The following is an 18,436-nucleotide window of genomic DNA, read 5'->3' on the forward strand; positions in this document are numbered from 1 at the left end:
CGAGCGAGGTTCTCCAAGGAGGAAGTCGATGACCTGGCATCCGCACCACAACACCGCGAAGACGTTCTTTCTGCTGTTGGCGATGTCGGCGCTGATCGTCGGGGTCGGGCGGGTGTTCGGGCCCACCCAGATGTGGATCGCGGTGCTGTTCGCCGTCGGCATGAACGCCTACACCTACTTCAACAGCGACAAGCTGGCGCTGCGGGCGATGCACGCCCAGCCGGTCACCGAAGTACAGGCCCCGGAGATCTACCGGATCGTCCGGGAACTGGCCACCGCCGCTCACCAGCCGATGCCCCGGCTCTACGTCAGCGACACCAACGCCCCCAACGCCTTCGCCACCGGGCGTAACCCGCGGCATGCCGCGGTCTGCTGCACCAGTGGCATCCTGCGGCTGCTCAACGAGCGCGAACTGCGGGCCGTGCTGGGCCACGAGCTGTCCCACGTCTACAACCGCGACATCCTGATCTCGTGTGTGGCCGGCGCGCTGGCCTCGGTGATCACCGGTCTGGCCAACATGGCGATGTTCATGGGCAACCGCCGCGACGGCAACCCGCTGGCGGTGCTGCTGGTCGCGTTGGTGGGCCCGCTGGCGGCGTCGGTGGTGCGGATGGCCGTGTCGCGGTCGCGGGAGTACCAGGCCGACGAATCCGGTGCGGTGCTCACCGGTGACCCGTTGGCGCTGGCGTCCGCGCTGCGCAAGATCTCCGACGGTGTGGAGATGGCCCCGCTGCCGCCCGAGCCCGAGTTGGCCAGCCAGTCGCACCTGATGATCGCCAACCCGTTCCGGGCCGGGGAGAAGGTCGGCCAACTGTTCGCCACCCACCCCCCGATGGCCGACCGGATCCGGCGGCTGGAGGCGATGGCCCGGGGGTAGGCCGGGACGTAGCGCGATTCGAGCTAGCGGACGGCGGTTTCGGCCCGCGGTTCCACCGCTGCGCACGAGGCGCATCCGTCGGCGGTGTCCTCGATGACGACGCCCTGGATCTGCACCGTGCCGCCGGTGGCGCAATGCTGCTGCCGCCAGTCCTCGATGGCCTGCTCGGCGGCGTGATCGAGGTAGGTGGTCTTGATGTTGAGCGTGACATCGGTGCGGGCCGGGATCTGCGCCAGCGCACCGGTGAGCCGGGGCAACGCCAAGAAGGTGCAGGCGCCGGACACGGTCACCAGCCATTGGTCACCGCTGTGTGCGGCGGTGATCGTGACGCGGATGACCCGCCAGCCGGTCAGTGCCATCGCCAGCACCAGCCCGATCAGCACGCCGTGCAGCAGGTTGAGGAAGACCACCCCGGCGACGGTCACCACGTAGACGGCCAGATCGCCACTGCGCCAGGCGGTCTCGATATGGACCATCTTGATCAGCTGGACGCCGATGGTGATCAGCAGCCCGGCCAGTGCGGCGCTGGGAATCTGCTGCACCAAGCCGGCGAACGGCAGGGCGAACAGCAGGATCCAGACGCCGTGCAGGAATGCCGACGCCCGAGATTTCGCGCCGGCGCTGACGTTGGTGGCGCTGCGCACGATCACTCCGGTGATCGGCAGGCCGCCCAGCAGGCCCGAGGCGACGTTGGCGCTGCCCTGCCCGATCAGCTCACGGTTGAAATCGGTGCGCGCCCCGGTGTGCATCCGGTCGACCGACACCGCCGAGAGCAGACTCTCGACGCTGGCGATCAGCGCCACGGTGATCACGCCGATCCCGAAGGCCGTCCAGTTGCCGTGCGGCAGTTCCGGCAGCTGGACCGCGTCGACCAGCGATCCGTCCAGGGTGATGCGCCGCACGTCGAGGGAGAAGACCAGCGAGAGCACCGTCGCCCCGGTGATCGCGACCAGCGGTCCGGGGATTCGGCCCAGCGGTCCCTTCACCGAACGCCACGCATACATGGTGACGATCACCAGGATGCCCAGGACCGGTGCGGCGCCGTTGGATTCGATCAGCCCCTCCGGTAGACCGGAGAGGTTGTCCCACGCCGAACTCGCCGCACTGCCCCCCAGCAGAACGTGCAGTTGTTGCAGCGTGATCGTGACGCCGATGCCGGCCAGCATCGCGTGCACCACGACCGGTGAGATCGCCAGTGCGGCCCGCGCCACCCGGCTCAAGCCGAGCAGGATCTGCAGCAGACCCGCGCCGACGGTGATCGCGCACGTCACCTTCCAGCCGAATCGCGCCACCAGGTCGGCGACGACGACGGTCAGTCCGGCCGCCGGCCCACTCACCTGCAGCGGTGATCCGCCCAGGGCGCCGACGACGAGGCCTCCGATGATCGCGGCGATCAACCCGGCGAGCACCGGGGCGCCGGAGGCGACGGCAATCCCCAACGACAACGGCAGCGCGACCAGGAACACCACCAGAGAGGCGGGCAGGTCGTAACGAAGGGTCGACCGCGACCAGGCCACCCATCGGTTGGCTTCGGTGGCATGCGTGGTCAGCATGTGCGGACTCCCCTGCTCTCATTAAATGTTGCTGAGACGCAGTGAAGTTATGCATGCCTTATTGCCAGCTGCGGTATGGAAGATGGCGACTAGGTAAACATCGGCTTCACATTGGCAGGATTCTCACAGATACCGTCCAGTCAGAATCCAGATCCATCCACTTCGTGCCCCGGGGCCTCGGCCATCAGCCCGCGGTAGGCCTGCTCGACGGTGGACCCGTGGTTGATCACACCGTCGACCTCGCGGGCGATCGGCATGCTCAGCCCGTACTGCGCGGCGAACTCCATGATCACGCTGGCCGCCCGCACACCTTCGGCCACCTGGTTCATCGAGGCGATGATCTCGTCGATCGGCTTGCCCGAGCCCAACTGCTCGCCGACGTAGCGGTTACGGCTGCGCTGGCTGGTGCAGGTCACGATCAGATCGCCCATGCCGGCCAGCCCGGCGAAGGTATCGCGGGCGCCACCCATCGCCTCGCCCAGCTTGGACATCTCCCGCACCGAGCGTGACATCACCAGCGCCCGGGTGTTCTCCCCGATGCCCAGCGAATAGCCCATCCCGACCGCGATCGCGTAGACGTTCTTCAACGCGCCCGCCATCTCGACCCCGACCACGTCGTCGGTGGTGTAGACCCGGAATCGCTTGGTGCGGAACAGCGACGCCAGCTCGCAGGCCAGGCCCGGGTCCGGCATGGCCAGCACCGCCGCGGCCGCATACCCCTCGGCGACCTCGCGGGCGATGTTCGGCCCGGCCAGGATGCCGGCGGGATGACCGGGCAGCACCTCGTCGACGATCTGCGACATCCGCATGTTGGTGCCCTGCTCGAGCCCCTTGACCAGCGACACCACCGGCACCCAGGGCCGCAGTTCGGGGGCCAGCTCCTCGAGCACCCCGCGGAACCCGTGCGAGGGCACCGCCATCACGACCACGTCGGCGCAGTGCGCGGCCTCGGCGAAGTCGGTGGTGGCGCGCAACGTGGCGCTGAGCTCCACTTCGTCGCCCAGGTAGCGGCTGTTGCGGTGGTTGTCGTTGATGTCGGCGGCGGTCGCCTCCGAACGCACCCATTGCAGTGTCGGGGCGCGGCGCGAGCAGATGGACGCCACGGTGGTCCCGAACGAACCGCCTCCGAGCACGACGACATTGGGGGTACGAATTGCAGGCATGTGCGACAGCGTATTGCCGTCGCCACCGCGACGCCCGCGGTTTGTGCACAAGTCGCTCAAACGGCCGACCAGCCGCCGTCGACCGAGAGCGTGGCACCGTGGATGTTGGTCGCCTCGTCACCGGCCAGGAACACCACCGCCGCGGCCACCTCGGCCACCGTGCTCATCCGGCGTGACGGGATCCGGGCCAGCGTCGGCGCCACGTACTGTTCGTACTCCGCGTTGCGTTCGGTCCGGATCGGTCCGGGGGCAACGGTATTGACGCGGATGCCGACGGGACCGTACTCGGCGGCCCAGGACTTGGTCAGCGAATGCAGCGTGGCCTTGGTCGCGCTGTACAGCGCCGAATCCGCCATACCGATCAGCCCGTTGATGGAGCCGACGTTGACGATCGCGCCGCCCCCGCGCGCCGCCATGGCCGGCGCGATCAGCCCGGTCAGCAGGAACGGCGCGAACACGTTGGTCGCGAACGCCGCCTGCAGCCGATCCTCGGCGATGTCCGCGCTCGGGCTGGGATCGATGAGCATGGCGGCATTGTTGACCAGGATGTCGATGCCGCCGCCGGCCGCGTCGGTCGCCTCGGCGGCCAGCCGGGACAGCTCGGCCCCACCGGCGCTGAGGTCGGCGCCGACAAAAGCGGCCGTGCCGCCGGCGGACTCGATGCGGCGGACGACGTCGGCGCCGCGGGTGGCGTCGCGGCCGCTGACGACGACGAGGGCCCCGGCCTCGGCCAACGCGGTGGCCAGACCGGCACCCAATCCTGCGGTGGAACCGGTGATCAATGCGGTGCGGCCTGCAAGCCGCGTATTGTTTGGACTCATGAGTCCAGATCATGCGCCGACAAAAATGGACCCGCAAGTCCAAAAACTGACGGCCAAAGGGGCCGCCACCCGGTGGCGGATCATCCAGGGCGCCGCCGCGGAGATCCGCGCCGCCGGCGTCGCGACCACCACCCTCGACGACATCCTGGCGCGCACCCGGACCTCCAAGAGCCAACTGTTCCACTACTTCCCCGGCGGCAAGGACCAACTGCTGCTCGCGGTGGCCGAACACGAGGCCGAGTTGGTGCTCTCCGACCAACAGCCCTACCTGGGCGAACTCACCTCCTGGGCGGCCTGGCAGCGCTGGCGTGACGCGGTGGTGGACCGCTACCGCCAGCAGGGCCAGTTCTGCCCGCTGGCGGTGCTGATGTCCGAACTCGGGCGGACCACGCCGGCGGCCCAGGCCGTCACCGCTTCGCTGATCCGGCAGTGGCACGGCGAGATCGCCACCGGTATCCGCGCGATGCAGGCCGGTGGCAAGATGGCGCGGCGCATCGACGCCGAGGCGGCGGCGGCCGCGCTGCTGGCCGGAATCCAGGGCGGAGTGGGCATCCTGCTGGCCACCGGCGACCTGGGTTTCTTAGAGGCCGCGCTGGACCGCGGCATCGCGGCCCTGCGCGCGGAGGGCTGAAGGGTGCCGGCCTACCCGGCCAGCGGTATCGACTCCCCGGCCCGGCCGAACACCATCGCCTCCTCGATCCGGTCGAACCGGTAGTCCAGGGCGTCGGCGAAGTAGTTCTGCCGGACGTTCCACGGGCGTTTGGTACCCGAACGCGGCAGCGCGTGCGGTGCGCGCAGCACATAACCGGCCTGGATGTCCCAGGCGGACTTCTCCGCCATCGGCTCGTCACCCAGATGCGGGTAGGCGTGGGTGTAGCCGCGAGAGGCCATGTGCGCCATCAGCTTCGCGGTCGCCCGGGCGGTGATGTCGGCGCGCAGGGTCCACGAGGCGTTGGTGTAGCCGACGCACCAGAACAGGTTCGGCACGTCTTCGAGCATGTGCGCCTTGTAGACGAACCGATCGGTGGGCTTGATCTCGGTGCCGTCCAGGCTGATCCGCACGCCGCCGAGCGCCTGCAGTTGCAGGCCCGTGGCGGTGACGATGATGTCGGCATCCAGATGCGCCCCGGATTGCAGCGCGATCCCAGTGGCGTCGAAGTGGTCGATGCGGTCGGTGACCATCTCGACGCGCCCGGCGCTGATCTCGCCGTAGAGGTCGGCGTCGGGGATCAGGCACAGCCGCTGATCCCACGGCTGATACGGCGGCTTGAAGTGGGTGTCGATGTCATAGCCGGCCGGCAGGTTCTGCACCGCGGTACGGCGCAGCATCCACTTCATGATCGGCGGCGTCTTGCGGGCCAGCAGCCAGGTGACCCCCTCGAGCAGCGCCATCGAGAGCCGGATGATCGGGTGAGCCAGTTTGCGGGGCAACAGTTTTGCGACCAGGTCGACGAAGCGGCTGTACATCGACGCCGAGACCAGATAGGTGGGTGTGCGCTGCAGCAGCGTGACCTGATCGGTCTTCTCGGCCAGCGCCGGGACCAGCGACATCGCGGTGGCGCCACTGCCGATCACCACGATCTTCTTACCGGTGTAGTCCAGGTCCTCGGGCCAGTGCTGCGGGTGCACCACCGTGCCAGTGAACGCCTCGGATCCGGCGAACTCCGGGGTGTAGCCCTCGTCGTAGTTGTAGTAACCGGAGCCGAAGAACACGAACCGCGCGCGGTAGGTCCGGGTGGTGCCGTTCTCCTCGGCCGTCACCGTCCAGCTGTCGGTCGACGAATCCCAGTCGGCGGCCACCACGTGGTGGTTGAACCGGATGTGCCGATCGATGCCGTGCTTGCGGGCGGCGTCGGTCAGGTAGTCGCGGATCTCGTCGCCGTTGGCGACCCGTTCACGGCCGGTCCAGGGCTCGTAGGGCAGGCACAACGTGAAGATGCTGCTGTCGGAGCGCACGCCGGGATAGCGGAACAGATCCCAGGTGCCGCCGATGCGCTCCCGGCGCTCCAGGATGACGTAGCGGGCGCCGGGATTGCGCTCGGCGATGCGGTAGGCCGCGCCGATACCGGAGATGCCCGCACCGATGATGACGACGTCGAGAAACTCTTCTGTGGCCACGGTGTCCAGCCTAGGCACGCGAGGGGCACTGGGACTAGCAGTATCGGTTAACGAGGCTCGATGAGTACGTCGACGTGCAGTGGAGCGCAATGATCGATGAGCCAGATCTGGTCGGCCGCGTTGGCGAAGATCCGCGCATAGGTCACGTCCTGGGTGAAAGGCCGGCCGGCCGCCTTGTGGCGGTCACCGAAAAACACGTATGCCGTGGAGTCATTGCACATCCGGGACATCCACACCAACCCGTCGACGGCCATTGCATGGGCGGCCTCAGCCCAGCGCACGGTGCTGGGATAGGCCGACGCCGGGCTTGCCGTCAGATCGCTCGCGGTGACTTTCAGTCGCCGCAATCCTGTTCCGTGCAGTACCGCGACCCGCAGGTCACGGGCTGCGGCCAGTCGCACCAGAACTTTGTCGGCGTATCTGTCGTAAGGCAGCACACCCCCCTCGACCGGGATGCTGTGCAGCAGCGTCTCGGCTATCGCAGCATCTTCGGTCTCGGCGGCATACAGCAGCGGCACCGCCGGTTCTCCGAAGAATCCGAACCGGGTCGGTCCGCCCACGCCCGGGTTGAACTCGGTGGCGGTGCGGGTGGCGGATGCCACGCGGTACAGCAGAGCGCCGGCGGGAAGGGTGGCGATGGCCGGGTCGCGGGGGACCGGCGGCCGCTTCACCACGAGACGCTGAAATCGTCTGCCGCAACTGCAGCGACGCGTTGCGGGTCCGTACCGAGGTGATCCACCGGGCGATCCCCGTCGAGGTAGGTCGTCGGCGCGCAGAGCCACTGCAACAGGGCGGTTTCCGACCAGCCGTTGGCGTCGGCGATCTCGCGTAGCCGCTTGATGACGGGCAGTGGTTGCCCGTCGGAACCGAACTGGAATCCCGGGTAGACCACCTGGTTGCCGCGACGCAGCCCGATCAGCGCTTGGCCGCGGTGTGCCGCGGCGGCCAGATTGCGCGGGGCGCTGGAGCGCGACCCCATCAACCTGCCGGCGTCGGTGCTGCTCAGCAGGCTGAATTCGGTCTCGATCCCGCGGTAGAGGTTTTGCTCGGCTTGTACCGCGCGCGTGATCGTCGGCTCGGTGTAGACGCTGACCGCCGACAGTGCCGCGCCCACGGCATGCGCACTGTCGCGGATCCGCTGTGTGGCGGCGGCCAGTTGCTCGACGGTGGTCACACCACGATTTTGCCTGCGATTCGTGCGACTGGGCCGAGTCGCACGAATCGCATGTATCAACGGTAGTTGACGAACTGCAGCGCCACATCCAGGTCGGCGCCCTTGAGCAGCGAGATCACCGCCTGCAGGTCGTCGCGCTTCTTCGACGACACCCGGATCTCGTCACCCTGGACCTGGGTCTTGACGCCCTTGGGCCCCTCGTCGCGGATCAGCTTGTTGATCTTCTTGGCGTCCTCGCTGCTGATGCCCTGCTTGAGGCTGCCGCTGACCTTGTAGGTCTTGCCCGACGGCTGCGGGTCGCCGGCATCGAAGGCCTTCATCGAGATGTCGCGCCGGATCAGCTTCTCCTTGAAGACGTCCACGGCGGCCTTGACCCGCTCCTCGGTGGAGCTGACCAGCTCGATGGTCTCCTCGCCCTTCCAGGCGATGGTGGTGTCGGTGCCGCGGAAGTCGAACCGGGTGGCCAGTTCCTTGCCGGCCTGATTCAGGGCGTTGTCGACCTCCTGGCGGTCGACCTTGCTGACGATGTCGAACGATGAGTCAGCCACGAGACCTGATCCTCTCCTTCGTGTTGTACTGGCCGTTTGTGTTTGGGGGACGTCCTCGTTGTAGTCTGCTAGGCGCAATACGGCAGGTTGTCCGAGCGGCCAATGGAAGCGGACTGTAAATCCGTCGGCGAAAGCCTACACAGGTTCGAATCCTGTACCTGCCACCCAGCGTCAGGCCCCCTCGTGCAGGGGGCCTGACTGGTTTGCGGGGTGCGGATCCTGCGCACGGGCGATCCCGTGGTGGCGCTCGGCGACGTCCGGGTGGGCCCGGGTGCGCGATTTCCAGGCGTTCTCGCCGTAGGTGCTGAACAGCGGATTGGCGGGGTCGTCCTCCACGCCGCGGGCCTGTGCGGCCAACTCGGGCGGCAGCGTGATGCGCGGGATGGTGGCGTCCAACGCCGGGTTGAAGAAGTACGGGACCGAGATCCGGTCGGTGCCGGGCGGCGGGGCCAGTACCCGGTGCCGGGTGGCCCGCAGATAGCCGCCGGTGGCGACTTCGAGCAGTTCCCCGATGTTGACGATGAACGCGCCCGGCAGCGGTGCGACGTCGACCCAGTCGCCCGGGGATCGCTCCACCTGCAGCCCCGCGGATTCCGGTTCGACCAGCAGCAGCGTCAAGACCCCGGCATCCTTGTGTGCGCCGACACCTTGGCTGTGGCCGGTGCCGCCGGGATAGCGCACCACCTTGATCAGCGTCTCGGGTCGGGACGCGAACGCCGCGTCGAACAGGTCTTCGGCGGCGCCCAGCGACACCGCCCAGTGCCGCAGCAACCGCATGCCGACCGTGGACAGCGAGCGGTCCCAGGCCTGCAACGCGGCCCGAAACGCGGCGGGCCGCGCCGGCCACAGGTTCGGGCCCTGCAGATGCCAGTAGCCCCGCGCGCCGGGCACTGCGGGGCGCTCCGGGCCGATGTCGATCTGCTCGCGCCAGTCCACGCGGCCATTGGTCAGCTCTCCGCCCAGACGCGAATATCCCCGGAAATGCGGGCTTTTCAGCTGGCTGATCGCGTTCTTCTCGGCATCGGGCAACGCGAAGAACTGTCGGGCCAGGTCGAGGATCTGCGCGGTCTGCGCGTCGGGCACACCATGACCCGTCAGATAGAAGAACCCCGCGGTGTGGGCGGCCTCGCGCAGGGCCCGGCGAAAGGCGTCGGCATCGGCATCGGCGTCGGACAGATCGAGCACGGGCAACATGGCGACGAGGGTCCTACAGGTCCGCGGAGTAGTCCGCGCTCATCCAGCGGTCGGGCCGGATGGTGAACAGCACACTGGTGGCGCCGTCCATCGCCGCGGCGAACGCCCGCCCGCCCTCGGCGCCCAGATACCGGCTCGCGATGGCCTCCCGCGCCGCGAGCGGCGCCGGGGTGGCTGCCTCGATCACCGTGCCTTCGACGATCACGTACTGGTAGGGCAGGTCTTCGCGCTGCACCACCAGGGTGACCGCCCCGGCCTGCTCGATCAGCCGGGCTTTGCGCCGGCCGGCGCCGGTGTTGACCAGGATGTCGCCTCCGGGGGAGTAGTCGTACCAGATGGGGACGCTGGCCGGAGGCCGGCCGTCGGTGGCGGCCACCGACAGCACGCCGACGTGCACGCCGGCCAGGAACTGCTCGCGTTCGGTTTCGGTGAAGGGTCGGGGCATGTGGGCACCAACGGCGGCCGGCGTGGGGCTATTCCGGCCGGCTACCAGTCGCCCGGCAGGGCCCGGATACGCGTCCAGGGCGTGCAGCCGTAGCTGGCGAACGTGCCGTCCTCGGCCCGCGGGTCGATCTCCACGGTGACCTTGTTCAGGGAGATCAGGCGAGTCCCCGATGTGACGACGCGGCCGTTGGCGTTGATCACCGCGAAGGTGCAGGAGCCGGTCGGGCCGATATCGGCGGCGTAGGTGCCGAACGGCATCGCGCTCGGGATGGCGTAGAGGCCTTCGGGCACGCTCGGCCCGCCGGCCGATTGGCCCACCCCGAGCAGCGGCGCCACCGCGCCCGTCGTGGTGGCCGGTGCCGACGTGGTGACCGGCGCGGACGTGGTGGCCGGCGCCGGGGACGGCGATGTCGTGGTGGTGACCGGGGCCGGCACGGTGGTGACGACGGAGCGGGTGACGGTGGTGGTGGATGTGGTCGGCGCCGCGACCGGCGGGACCGGCTTGGGCGGGGCGAAGTTCGGCGAGGTGCCCAGGAAATACAGTGCCGCAAAGCCGGCGGCAGCCAGGGCCAGTCCCTTGCCGTGCCGACGCTTGGCCGGCGAGACGATGGCCGGCGGCGCCAGTTCCCGCAGCGGGACCGGCTCACCCTGGTGCAGTGCGACGGCGAACTCGGTGCAGCTTCGGTAGCGGGCGGCCGGATCGGCGGCCAGCGCCCGCGCCAGCACCGCATCGAGTCCGGCGGGATCCAGATGCACCGGCGGTGTGCCGGTGAGCAGGTGATAGGCGGTGGCGGCCAGCGCGTACTGGTCGGCGCGACCGTCGATGGCCTCGCCGCGCAACTGTTCGGGGGCCGCATAGCGCAGCGTGCCGATCGCCATGTTGGTGGCGGTCAACCCGCTCACCTCATCGACCCGCAGTCCGATCCCGAAGTCCGCCAGCAGGATTCGCCCACCGGACTCGCCCGGCTCGCTCAACAGGATGTTGGCCGGTTTGACGTCGCGGTGCAGCAGGCCGCGTTCGTGCGCGTAATCGAGCGCCTGCGCCACGGCCAGCACGATCTCGGCCACCTGCGCGCGCGGCAACCCGCCGGGGCAGCACTTCAACCACTCGGCGGCACCGGATCCCTCGACGTAATCCATCGCGATCCAAAGCTGGCCGTTGAACTCGCCGCGGTCATGCACGCCGACGATCTGCGGATGCCACAGCGACGCCGCCAGGTCGGCTTCCCGGTTGAACCGTTCCCGGAACTCGGGATCCGCCGACAGGTTGGCGGGCAGCACCTTCAGCGCGTCCCGGCGCGGCAGCCGGGGATGCTCGGCCAGGTAGACCTCGCCCATACCGCCGCTGCCCAGCAATCGGATGATCCGATAGTCGGCGAACGTCGAACCCGCGGTGAGCATGGCTTGAAGGTATCGGCGGGCACCGACAGAAAACCTCGCGCAAACCCACCGCAATTTAGAGGGGTAATAGGGGTCTAAAGTCCCCTGGTGGCCCCAGGTGGGTAAGCCTAGCCTTGGTTTCATGAGCCTTCCGATGCACGACCGCAAGACCGCCGACCTGCCCGGCCACTGGCTGTTCGCGCGTCTCGGCAAACGCGTGCTGCGGCCCGGCGGGCTGAAACTGACCCACCAGATGCTCGGCGATGCGGGCCTGGCCGGCGTCGACGTCGTCGAACTCGCCCCCGGCATGGGCCGCACCGCCCGCGAGATCCTGGACCGCGACCCCGGCACCTACACCGGTGTCGAGGCCGACGAGAACGCCGCCGGCGTGGTCCGCTCGGTGGTCGGCGCCCGCGGCCGGGTGGTCACGGCCGAGGCGTCGAAGACCGGGCTGGAGGCCGCCAGCGCCGACGTCGTGATCGGCGAGGCGATGCTGACCATGCAGACCAACGCGCACAAGGCCGAGATCATCGAGGAGGCCTTCCGCGTGCTGCGGCCCGGCGGCCGCTACGCCATCCACGAACTGGCGTTGCGCCCCGACGACGTCGCCTACGCCGTCAAGGACGACGTGCGGACCTCGCTGGCCCGCTCGATCAAGGTCAACGCCCGGCCGCTGACCACCGAGGAATGGACCGACCTGCTCACCGGTGCCGGCTTCACCGTGCAGAAGACCGCATACGCGCCGATGGCCCTCTTAGAGCCGCACCGGCTGATCGCCGACGAGGGTCTGTTCGGGGCATTGCGCTTCGCGTTCAACGTGTTACGCGACTCCGACGCCCGCGCCCGCGTGCTCAACATGCGGGCCACCTTCCGCCGGCACCGCAACAACATGGCCGCGATCGAGGTGATTGCCACCAAACCGGCCTGACGGTCTTGCCATGATGGACGGGTGACAACCCGCGACCGCGACGATTCGGGCCGTCCCCGCAACGCCCGCCCGCGCGACCGGCTGGGCCGGCCGCTGCCCCGCGGCAGCGAGGGCGGTGTCGAAGGGGTGCCCGACGACCTCGACCTGCCGCCGACACAGATGCTGGCCTACGCGCAACTGCTGCTGGATGACGGGCTGGCGTTCAACGCCCACGAGGTGCTCGAGGCCGCCTGGAAACATCGGCCCGCCGCCGAGCGCGAACTGTGGCAGGGGCTGGCGCAGCTGGCCGTCGGCGTCACCCACGTCCAGCGCGGCAACGTCACCGGCGCGGTCAGTCTGCTGCGCCGCGGCGCCGACCACCTGGCGGCGGTGCGGCCCCCGGCGCCGTTCGGCATCGACCTGGCCGGCCTGCTGGGCTTCGCCGCGCGCCTGGCCGACGACCTGGCGGCCGGGGTGGAGATCGACCCGCAGCGACTGCAGCCGCGGCTGGTCGCGTGAGCGCGCCGACCCGCTGGCCGTTGGCGGACGGCCGCGAACTGCTGTTCTTCGCCCTGCCCGGCCACACCCCCGCCCCGGTCGCCGACCGCCGTCCGCTGCCGCCGCGCAACCCCGCACCCTCCGAGCTGCGCCTGGACCGCACCACCGGCCAGTGGGTGATCATCGCCGCGCAACGCCAGGACCGCACCTACAAGCCGCCCGCGGAGGCCTGCCCGCTGTGCCCGGGGCCGACCGGCGCCACCAGCGAGGTGCCCGCCGCCGACTACGACGTCGTGGTCTTCGAGAACCGGTTCCCGAGCCTGGCGGGATTTCGGCGCGCTAGTGACCGCTCAGCGGGACAAAGCGCGCCGAAATCGTTCGTTGCAGCACCGGGCGACGGCCGCTGCGAGGTGATCTGCTTCTCGCCCGATCACACCGGCTCGTTCGCCGACCTGCCGCCCGCACACGCCCTGCTGGTGGTGCAGGCCTGGCGGCACCGCACCGCGGACCTGCTGGCGCGCCCCGGTGTCGAGCAGGTGTTCTGCTTCGAGAACCGCGGCGAGGAGATCGGGGTCACCCTGGCCCACCCGCACGGCCAGATCTACGGCTACCCGTATCTGACCCCGCGCACCGCCGTCATGCTGGAGCAGGCCCGCGCACACCGAATCGCCCACGGCACCAACCTGTTCGCCGACCTGTTGGCCGCCGAGCAGATCGACGGCACCCGGATCGTGGCGCGCACCGAGCACGTCACCGCATTCGTGCCGTTCGCGGCACGCTGGCCGGTGGAGGTGCACCTCTACCCGAACCGGCGGGTGCACAACCTGACCGAGCTCACCGACCCCGAGCTGGCGGATTTCGCCGAGGTCTACCGAAACCTGTTGGGCCGCTTCGACCGGATCTACGACGCCCCGCTGCCCTACATCGCCGCGCTGCACCAGTACCGCGACACCGGGGTGCAGGCCGACGGCTACTTCCACGTGGAGCTGATGTCGATTCGGCGCAGCGCCACCAAACTGAAGTACCTGGCCGCCTCGGAGTCGGCGATGGATGCGTTCATCGCCGACGTCACCCCCGAATCCGTCGCGGCTAGGCTGCGTGAGCTGTGATCACCTACTCCGCGCCGGGCCGGGTCAACCTGATCGGCGAACACACCGACTACAACGGTGGTTTCGCGCTGCCGATCGCGCTGCCGCAGCGCACCACCGTGGCCTTCGAGCCCGCCGAGATCGACACCGTCACCGTGTTCAGCGATCACGCCGACGGCCCGGTGGCCATCCCGCGCGACACCACCCCCGGGCAGATCACCGGCTGGGGAGGCTATGCCGCCGGGGTGATCTGGGCGCTGCGCGAACGCGGTGTCGAGGTGCCCGGCGGAACCATGACGATCCGCAGTGACGTGCCGATCGGGTCGGGCCTGTCGTCGTCGGCGGCGCTGGAATGCGCGGTATTGGGGGCGTTGACCACCGCGGCCGGAGTCCAGCTCGACCGGGTCGAGCAGGCCCGGATCGGGCAGCGCGCCGAGAACGATTACGTAGGCGCCCCAACGGGATTGCTCGATCAACTGTCGTCGGTGTTCGGTGAGGTCAACCATGCCCTGCTGATCGACTTCCGCGATGTCGCGGTGCACCCGGTGGCGTTCGACCCCGACGAGTCCGGGGTGACGCTGCTGCTGTTCGACTCCCGTCAGCGGCACGGCCACGTCGACGGCGAATACGGTGCCCGGCGCGCCTCCTGCGAGCGGGCCGCCGCCGCGCTGGGGGTGTCGTCGCTGCGGGAGGTCCAGCATCGCGGCGTGGCGGTCCTGGATGCGATCGGTGACCCGGTCGATGCCCGCCGGGCCCGGCACGTGCTGACCGAGAACGAGCGGGTGCTGGATTTCGTGGCGGCCTGTGCGGAGTTGGACTTCGCCGCCGCCGGGGCACTGTTCACCGCGTCGCACGCCTCGATGCGCGACGACTTCGCGATCACCACCGCGCATCTGGATCTGATCGCCGACGCCGCGGTGGCCGCCGGGGCGCTGGGCGCCCGGATGACCGGCGGCGGGTTCGGCGGGTGCGTGATCGCGCTGGTACCCACCGAGTTGACCCTCAAGGTCGGTGACGCGGTGCGTGCCGCGGTGACCGGCGCCGGCCATGTGGAGCCGGAGGTCAGCCGGGTGTACGCGTCGGCGGGGGCCGGGTAGCGGTCACAGGTCGTAGTCGGGCAGTTCGAAATCGTCGCGCACACTGCCGGCGAACAGGGTCGTCAGCAGCCGCAGGTTCATCGCCCGCAACGCCTGATTGCGGAACCACAGGCCGAATCGTGTTCGGGTGGCGAAGAACCCGAGGAACTGTCGTGCGCCGGCCTGCTTGGCGTCGATGAACGGGCGCAGTCGCGCCTGGTAGGCGTCGAACGCCCGGCGGTGATCGCCCGCGGCACGGTGCAGTTCCCCGGCCAGCACGTAGGCTTCGGTGATCGCCAGGCCGGTGCCCTCACCGCCGAGCAGTGAGATACAGCCGGCGGCGTCGCCGACCAACAGCACCCGCCCGTGTGACCAGTGCGGCATCCGGACCTGGCTGACCACGTCGAAGTAGAGGTCGTCGGGGTCGGCCAGCTCGTCGACGGCGGCCAGCAGCTGCGGGCACTCCCAGCCGGCATCGGAGAACTGTTGGTGCAGAACTGCGGTCGGGTCCGCGGGAACATCCGGGGAGTCGTCGCGGAACACGAACAGCACCAGGGTGCGGTCGTCGCGCAGCGCGACGCGTGACACCTGCCGGCCGGGCACCGCGTAACTCACGTACGCCAGCTCGTCGCGCGGCCGATACCCGTCGACGACGGCGGCGGCCACCTTGCAGCCCAGATAGTGCTCGAAGTCGGCGTCGGGCCCGAACACCAGCCGGCGCACATTGGAGTGCAGTCCGTCGGCGCCGATCAGCAGATCGAACTCGCGCGGGCCGGCATGGGCGAACGACAGCCGGACCCCGTCGTCGCGGGCGTCGATCGCGGTGATGCTGTCGCCGTAGATCATCTCGACGTCGTCGGCGATCGTGGCATGGATGGCGGCCGCCAGGTCACCGCGCGGCAGACTGGTGAAGGCGTCGCCGACAAGGTGCCGAAACACCTCGGCGTCCAAGGCGGCCCGGATGTGCCCGTCGTCGCCGACCGAGCGCACCGACTCGATCGGATACCCCTTGTCGAGGACCTGCTCCTCGATACCCATGCGACGGGCCACCTGATAGCCCACGCCCCAGAAGTCGATCATGTAGCCGCCGGTACGGAAGGCCGGGGCCCGCTCGATGACGGTCGGGGTGTGCCCGGCGCGGCGCAGCCAGTGGGCGAGCGCCGTTCCGGCTACCCCCGCACCGCTGATCGCGATCCGCATCCGCTCAGATCATCTCGTTCTTGGTCAGCCAGCGCATCACCGGCCAGCCGATGAACACCGGCAACCAGCAGGTCAGCACCCGGTAGAGCAGCACCGCCGGCACCGACAGCGCAGCGGGCACACCGAACGCGGCCAGCCCACCGATCAGGGCGGCCTCCACCGCGCCCACCCCGCCGGGCGTCGGCGCCGCGGACGCCAGCGTGCCGCCGACCATCGTCACCACCGTCACCGTCACGAACGACGTGTTGCCGCCGAACGCCTCGACACTGGCCCACAACGCCAGTGCCGCACCCAATGTGGTGCCGGCCGCGCCCAGCACGATCAGCGCCAGCCGCTTGGGTTCGCGGGCCAGATCCACCAGATCGGAGGTGACCTCTTTGAGGCGGGGCCGCAGCGCGGTGGTCAACCACCGGCGCAGGTTGGGCACCAGCAGCACGATGCCGGCCAGGCCCAGCACCACCCCGGCGATCAGGTACAGCAGCGTCGCGCCGGGCACGAAGTGCGACAGGTCCATCGTGGCGCCGGCGGCGGTGGTGAAGATGACCAGCAGGATCACGTGCACGATCACCTGCACCGACTGCTGCAACGCCACCGCGGCGGTGGCGCGCAGCATGCTCAGCCCGCCCTTCTGCAGGAACCGGGTGCTCAACGCCAGACCGCCCACCCCGGCCGGGGTGGTGGTGGCGGCAAAAGTGTTGGCCACCTGCATGATCGCCAGATTGCGGAAGCTGACCAGCCCGTTGGCGCACGCCCACAGCGCCCCGGCCGCACCGACATAGGTCAGCGACGACACGATCAGCCCGACCAGCGCCCACCACCAGTTCGCGTGCCGCAGTTGGGAGAAGAACGTCGGCACCTGGCTGATGAACGGATAGGCGACGTAGACCAGCGCGCCCAGCAACACCAACTGGATCAGCTGACTGCGGGTGAACCGGGTGATGGTCTTGGTCTGGATCTGGTTGGTGCCGGTCTGGCGTTTGACCTCTTCGCGGGCCGCGGAGATCACCGCGCCGATCTCCGGGACGGCGTTGCGCAGCCGCGACGGCACCGCCGATTTGGTGAGCCGGCGCGAGGCGGCCAGCACCGCGGGATGGCCGAAGTTCTCGATCGCCGCGCTGACCGCGGATTCGGCGTCGTAGAGCGACGTCGTCGTCACCAGCAACTGGGCGATGTCGGACTGCAACTGGGTGTCGGTGGCACCGTATTCGGCGTTGCCGAAACCGCCGAACAATACGGTGCCGGACTCGACCGTCATCTCCTTGCTGCGCAGGTCGCCGTGCGAGATCTGCTGTTCGTGCAGCCGCCGCAACGACTCCCACGGCTTGCCCACCGGGGTGCTGGCCGCGCAGTCGGCGATCGGGGTGCCGCGCCGCGGGGTGTGCGCATACAGCGTCCAGCCCCGGTCCAGGGAGGCCACCGCGACGATATCGGTGTTGGCGTACCCGGCTTCGGCGATGCAGATCGCCATCAGCGCGCGATGCTCCACCGCCCGGTGTAGGGAGGCGTGCAGCGGCGCGGTCTCGGTGGTGCGCAACCGCAGTTTGCGCCACAGCTGACGCAGCGCGCCGCCGCTGCGCTGATTGGGGCCGTACAGTTCGATGATCGTCGGGTTCTCGTCGACGGTGGACAGCACCAGCGGCCCGGGACCGGCCGGCCGGATCACCGCGAGCTCGGTGATGTCGTGCCCGCGGCGGGCCAGGGTGCGCACCGCGCCGTCGAGCGGCACCTCGAGTGCGGGGGTGCCGACGATCAGGATCACCAGGGCGCCGACGAACCAGCCCACCGCCAGGCCGAGCAGGGAGCGGGCCGGCACGATCGCGCTGACCACCAGATGGATCGGGACGAAGGCGAGCAGCAGCGTCCACCACCAGCGGCGCCAGCGGGCCGGCAGCCAGGGGCCGGAGACGGTGAGCATCGCGGCGAGCATCGCGATCCACCGCGGGTCGTCGAGGAACTGCGCCAGCGTGGTGGCCAGCCGCTCGGACAGGTCGAAATGCCAGCTCGGGGCGGCCAATCCGTTGCTGCGGATCGACAGCGACGCCACCGCGACCACCCCGGCGACCGCGTAGGCCCCGAGCAGTTTCCACTGCCGGGAGGCCACCAATCCGATCAGGATCGCGAACGGCAACACCACGATGGCCAGGCCGTAGGCGAGGTAGACCAGATTGGCGTGGCCGGGGGAGAGCACGCCGACGATCTGCGACACCGAGCGTTCCAGGGCGACCCACTCGTAGCGGGTGACCAGCGAGCTGGTGATGACGGCGGCGAGGACCAGGGCAGCCAGCGCTAGGCGCAGGATGTCGTTGGTGCGTCGGGTCAGCGGCTGCAGCAGGTTGCCGGTGACGGCGACGTCGCGCCCCTCAACTCGCATGATCACTCTCGGTCGTCTCATGCC

General features: G+C 69.4%; 18 protein-coding genes and 1 tRNA gene. 7 read left to right on the plus strand and 12 right to left on the minus strand.

The features are described from left to right. The first annotated feature begins 28 nt into the window (after window positions 1-28). A complete protein-coding gene (htpX, locus tag RCP38_RS02505; protein WP_308475398.1) occupies window positions 29-877 on the plus strand; it encodes a zinc metalloprotease HtpX in 849 nt (282 codons plus the stop codon). Between the two features lie 23 nt (window positions 878-900). Here htpX and RCP38_RS02510 read toward each other — a convergent pair whose 3' ends face one another. The 3 genes from RCP38_RS02510 to RCP38_RS02520 form a co-directional block, all read right to left on the minus strand. Then, window positions 901-2,430 (minus strand): SulP family inorganic anion transporter, encoded by a 1,530-nt coding sequence (locus RCP38_RS02510; protein ID WP_308475399.1) that lies wholly within the window; start codon window positions 2,428-2,430, stop codon window positions 901-903. Window positions 2,431-2,570: 140 nt separating this feature from the next. After that, entirely contained in the window at window positions 2,571-3,593 is a 1,023-nt protein-coding gene (locus RCP38_RS02515) for an NAD(P)H-dependent glycerol-3-phosphate dehydrogenase (protein WP_308475400.1), read from the minus strand. Window positions 3,594-3,649: 56 nt separating this feature from the next. After that, entirely contained in the window at window positions 3,650-4,414 is a 765-nt protein-coding gene (locus tag RCP38_RS02520) for an SDR family NAD(P)-dependent oxidoreductase (RefSeq protein WP_308475401.1), read from the minus strand. 25 nt (window positions 4,415-4,439) lie between these two features. Between RCP38_RS02520 and RCP38_RS02525 the strand changes: the two genes are divergently transcribed. Continuing rightward, entirely contained in the window at window positions 4,440-5,045 is a 606-nt protein-coding gene (locus tag RCP38_RS02525) for a TetR/AcrR family transcriptional regulator (protein ID WP_308477032.1), read from the plus strand. Between the two features lie 11 nt (window positions 5,046-5,056). Here RCP38_RS02525 and RCP38_RS02530 read toward each other — a convergent pair whose 3' ends face one another. From RCP38_RS02530 to RCP38_RS02545, 4 genes are read right to left on the minus strand one after another with little or no spacing between them, the layout of a single operon-like run. Then, window positions 5,057-6,541 (minus strand): flavin-containing monooxygenase, encoded by a 1,485-nt coding sequence (locus RCP38_RS02530; RefSeq protein ID WP_308477033.1) that lies wholly within the window; start codon window positions 6,539-6,541, stop codon window positions 5,057-5,059. A gap of 38 nt (window positions 6,542-6,579) precedes the next feature. Further along, the gene (locus RCP38_RS02535; RefSeq protein ID WP_308475403.1) at window positions 6,580-7,203 is read right to left on the minus strand and encodes an RES family NAD+ phosphorylase; all 624 of its coding nucleotides are present in this window, start codon (window positions 7,201-7,203) and stop codon (window positions 6,580-6,582) included. Then, window positions 7,200-7,706 carry a hypothetical protein gene (locus RCP38_RS02540; RefSeq protein ID WP_308475404.1) on the minus strand — a complete coding sequence of 169 codons (507 nt, stop codon included), beginning with the start codon at window positions 7,704-7,706 and terminating at the stop codon, window positions 7,200-7,202. Before RCP38_RS02540 ends, RCP38_RS02535 begins: the two co-directional genes overlap by 4 nt. 56 nt (window positions 7,707-7,762) lie before the next feature. Next, window positions 7,763-8,254 (minus strand): YajQ family cyclic di-GMP-binding protein, encoded by a 492-nt coding sequence (locus RCP38_RS02545; RefSeq protein WP_308475405.1) that lies wholly within the window; start codon window positions 8,252-8,254, stop codon window positions 7,763-7,765. A gap of 81 nt (window positions 8,255-8,335) precedes the next feature. On the opposite strand from RCP38_RS02545, the gene RCP38_RS02550 reads away from it, so the two are divergent. Further along, window positions 8,336-8,418: transfer RNA gene (locus RCP38_RS02550), tRNA-Tyr, on the plus strand. A gap of 7 nt (window positions 8,419-8,425) precedes the next feature. Here RCP38_RS02550 and RCP38_RS02555 read toward each other — a convergent pair. The 3 genes from RCP38_RS02555 to RCP38_RS02565 are packed head-to-tail and all read right to left on the minus strand — an operon-like array spanning window position 8,426 to window position 11,293. Further along, window positions 8,426-9,448, minus strand: coding sequence for an isopenicillin N synthase family dioxygenase (locus RCP38_RS02555; RefSeq protein WP_308475406.1), 1,023 nt, complete (start codon window positions 9,446-9,448; stop codon window positions 8,426-8,428). A gap of 13 nt (window positions 9,449-9,461) precedes the next feature. Beyond that, entirely contained in the window at window positions 9,462-9,893 is a 432-nt protein-coding gene (locus tag RCP38_RS02560; RefSeq protein ID WP_308475407.1) for a pyridoxamine 5'-phosphate oxidase family protein, read from the minus strand. Between the two features lie 41 nt (window positions 9,894-9,934). Next, window positions 9,935-11,293 carry a serine/threonine-protein kinase gene (locus RCP38_RS02565; protein WP_308475408.1) on the minus strand — a complete coding sequence of 453 codons (1,359 nt, stop codon included), beginning with the start codon at window positions 11,291-11,293 and terminating at the stop codon, window positions 9,935-9,937. A 121-nt stretch (window positions 11,294-11,414) separates the two neighbouring features. Here RCP38_RS02565 and RCP38_RS02570 point away from each other — a divergent pair, with 121 nt between their 5' ends. Genes RCP38_RS02570 through RCP38_RS02585 form a run of 4 tightly spaced genes read left to right on the plus strand, consistent with a single transcriptional unit; the run spans window position 11,415 to window position 14,862 of the window. Continuing rightward, complete coding sequence (locus tag RCP38_RS02570; protein ID WP_308475409.1) at window positions 11,415-12,200, plus strand: class I SAM-dependent methyltransferase; 786 nt, start codon at window positions 11,415-11,417, stop codon at window positions 12,198-12,200. Between the two features lie 21 nt (window positions 12,201-12,221). Continuing rightward, a complete protein-coding gene (locus tag RCP38_RS02575) occupies window positions 12,222-12,698 on the plus strand; it encodes a DUF309 domain-containing protein (RefSeq protein WP_308475410.1) in 477 nt (158 codons plus the stop codon). Further along, entirely contained in the window at window positions 12,695-13,786 is a 1,092-nt protein-coding gene (gene galT, locus RCP38_RS02580; RefSeq protein ID WP_308475411.1) for a galactose-1-phosphate uridylyltransferase, read from the plus strand. The genes RCP38_RS02575 and galT overlap by 4 nt, the downstream gene beginning before the upstream one ends. Continuing rightward, on the plus strand, window positions 13,783-14,862 hold the full coding sequence (locus tag RCP38_RS02585; RefSeq protein WP_308475412.1) for a galactokinase: 1,080 nt from the start codon (window positions 13,783-13,785) through the stop codon (window positions 14,860-14,862). The genes galT and RCP38_RS02585 overlap by 4 nt, the downstream gene beginning before the upstream one ends. A 3-nt stretch (window positions 14,863-14,865) precedes the next feature. Here RCP38_RS02585 and RCP38_RS02590 read toward each other — a convergent pair whose 3' ends face one another. Together RCP38_RS02590 and RCP38_RS02595 are read right to left on the minus strand one after the other, a co-directional pair. After that, on the minus strand, window positions 14,866-16,041 hold the full coding sequence (locus RCP38_RS02590) for an FAD-binding domain (protein ID WP_308475413.1): 1,176 nt from the start codon (window positions 16,039-16,041) through the stop codon (window positions 14,866-14,868). Between the two features lie 4 nt (window positions 16,042-16,045). Continuing rightward, entirely contained in the window at window positions 16,046-18,412 is a 2,367-nt protein-coding gene (locus tag RCP38_RS02595; RefSeq protein ID WP_308475414.1) for a lysylphosphatidylglycerol synthase transmembrane domain-containing protein, read from the minus strand. Window positions 18,413-18,436: the final 24 nt, after the last annotated feature.

Source organism: Mycolicibacter sp. MU0083 (assembly GCF_963378075.1).
GTDB classification, from domain to species: domain Bacteria; phylum Actinomycetota; class Actinomycetes; order Mycobacteriales; family Mycobacteriaceae; genus Mycobacterium; species Mycobacterium kokjensenii.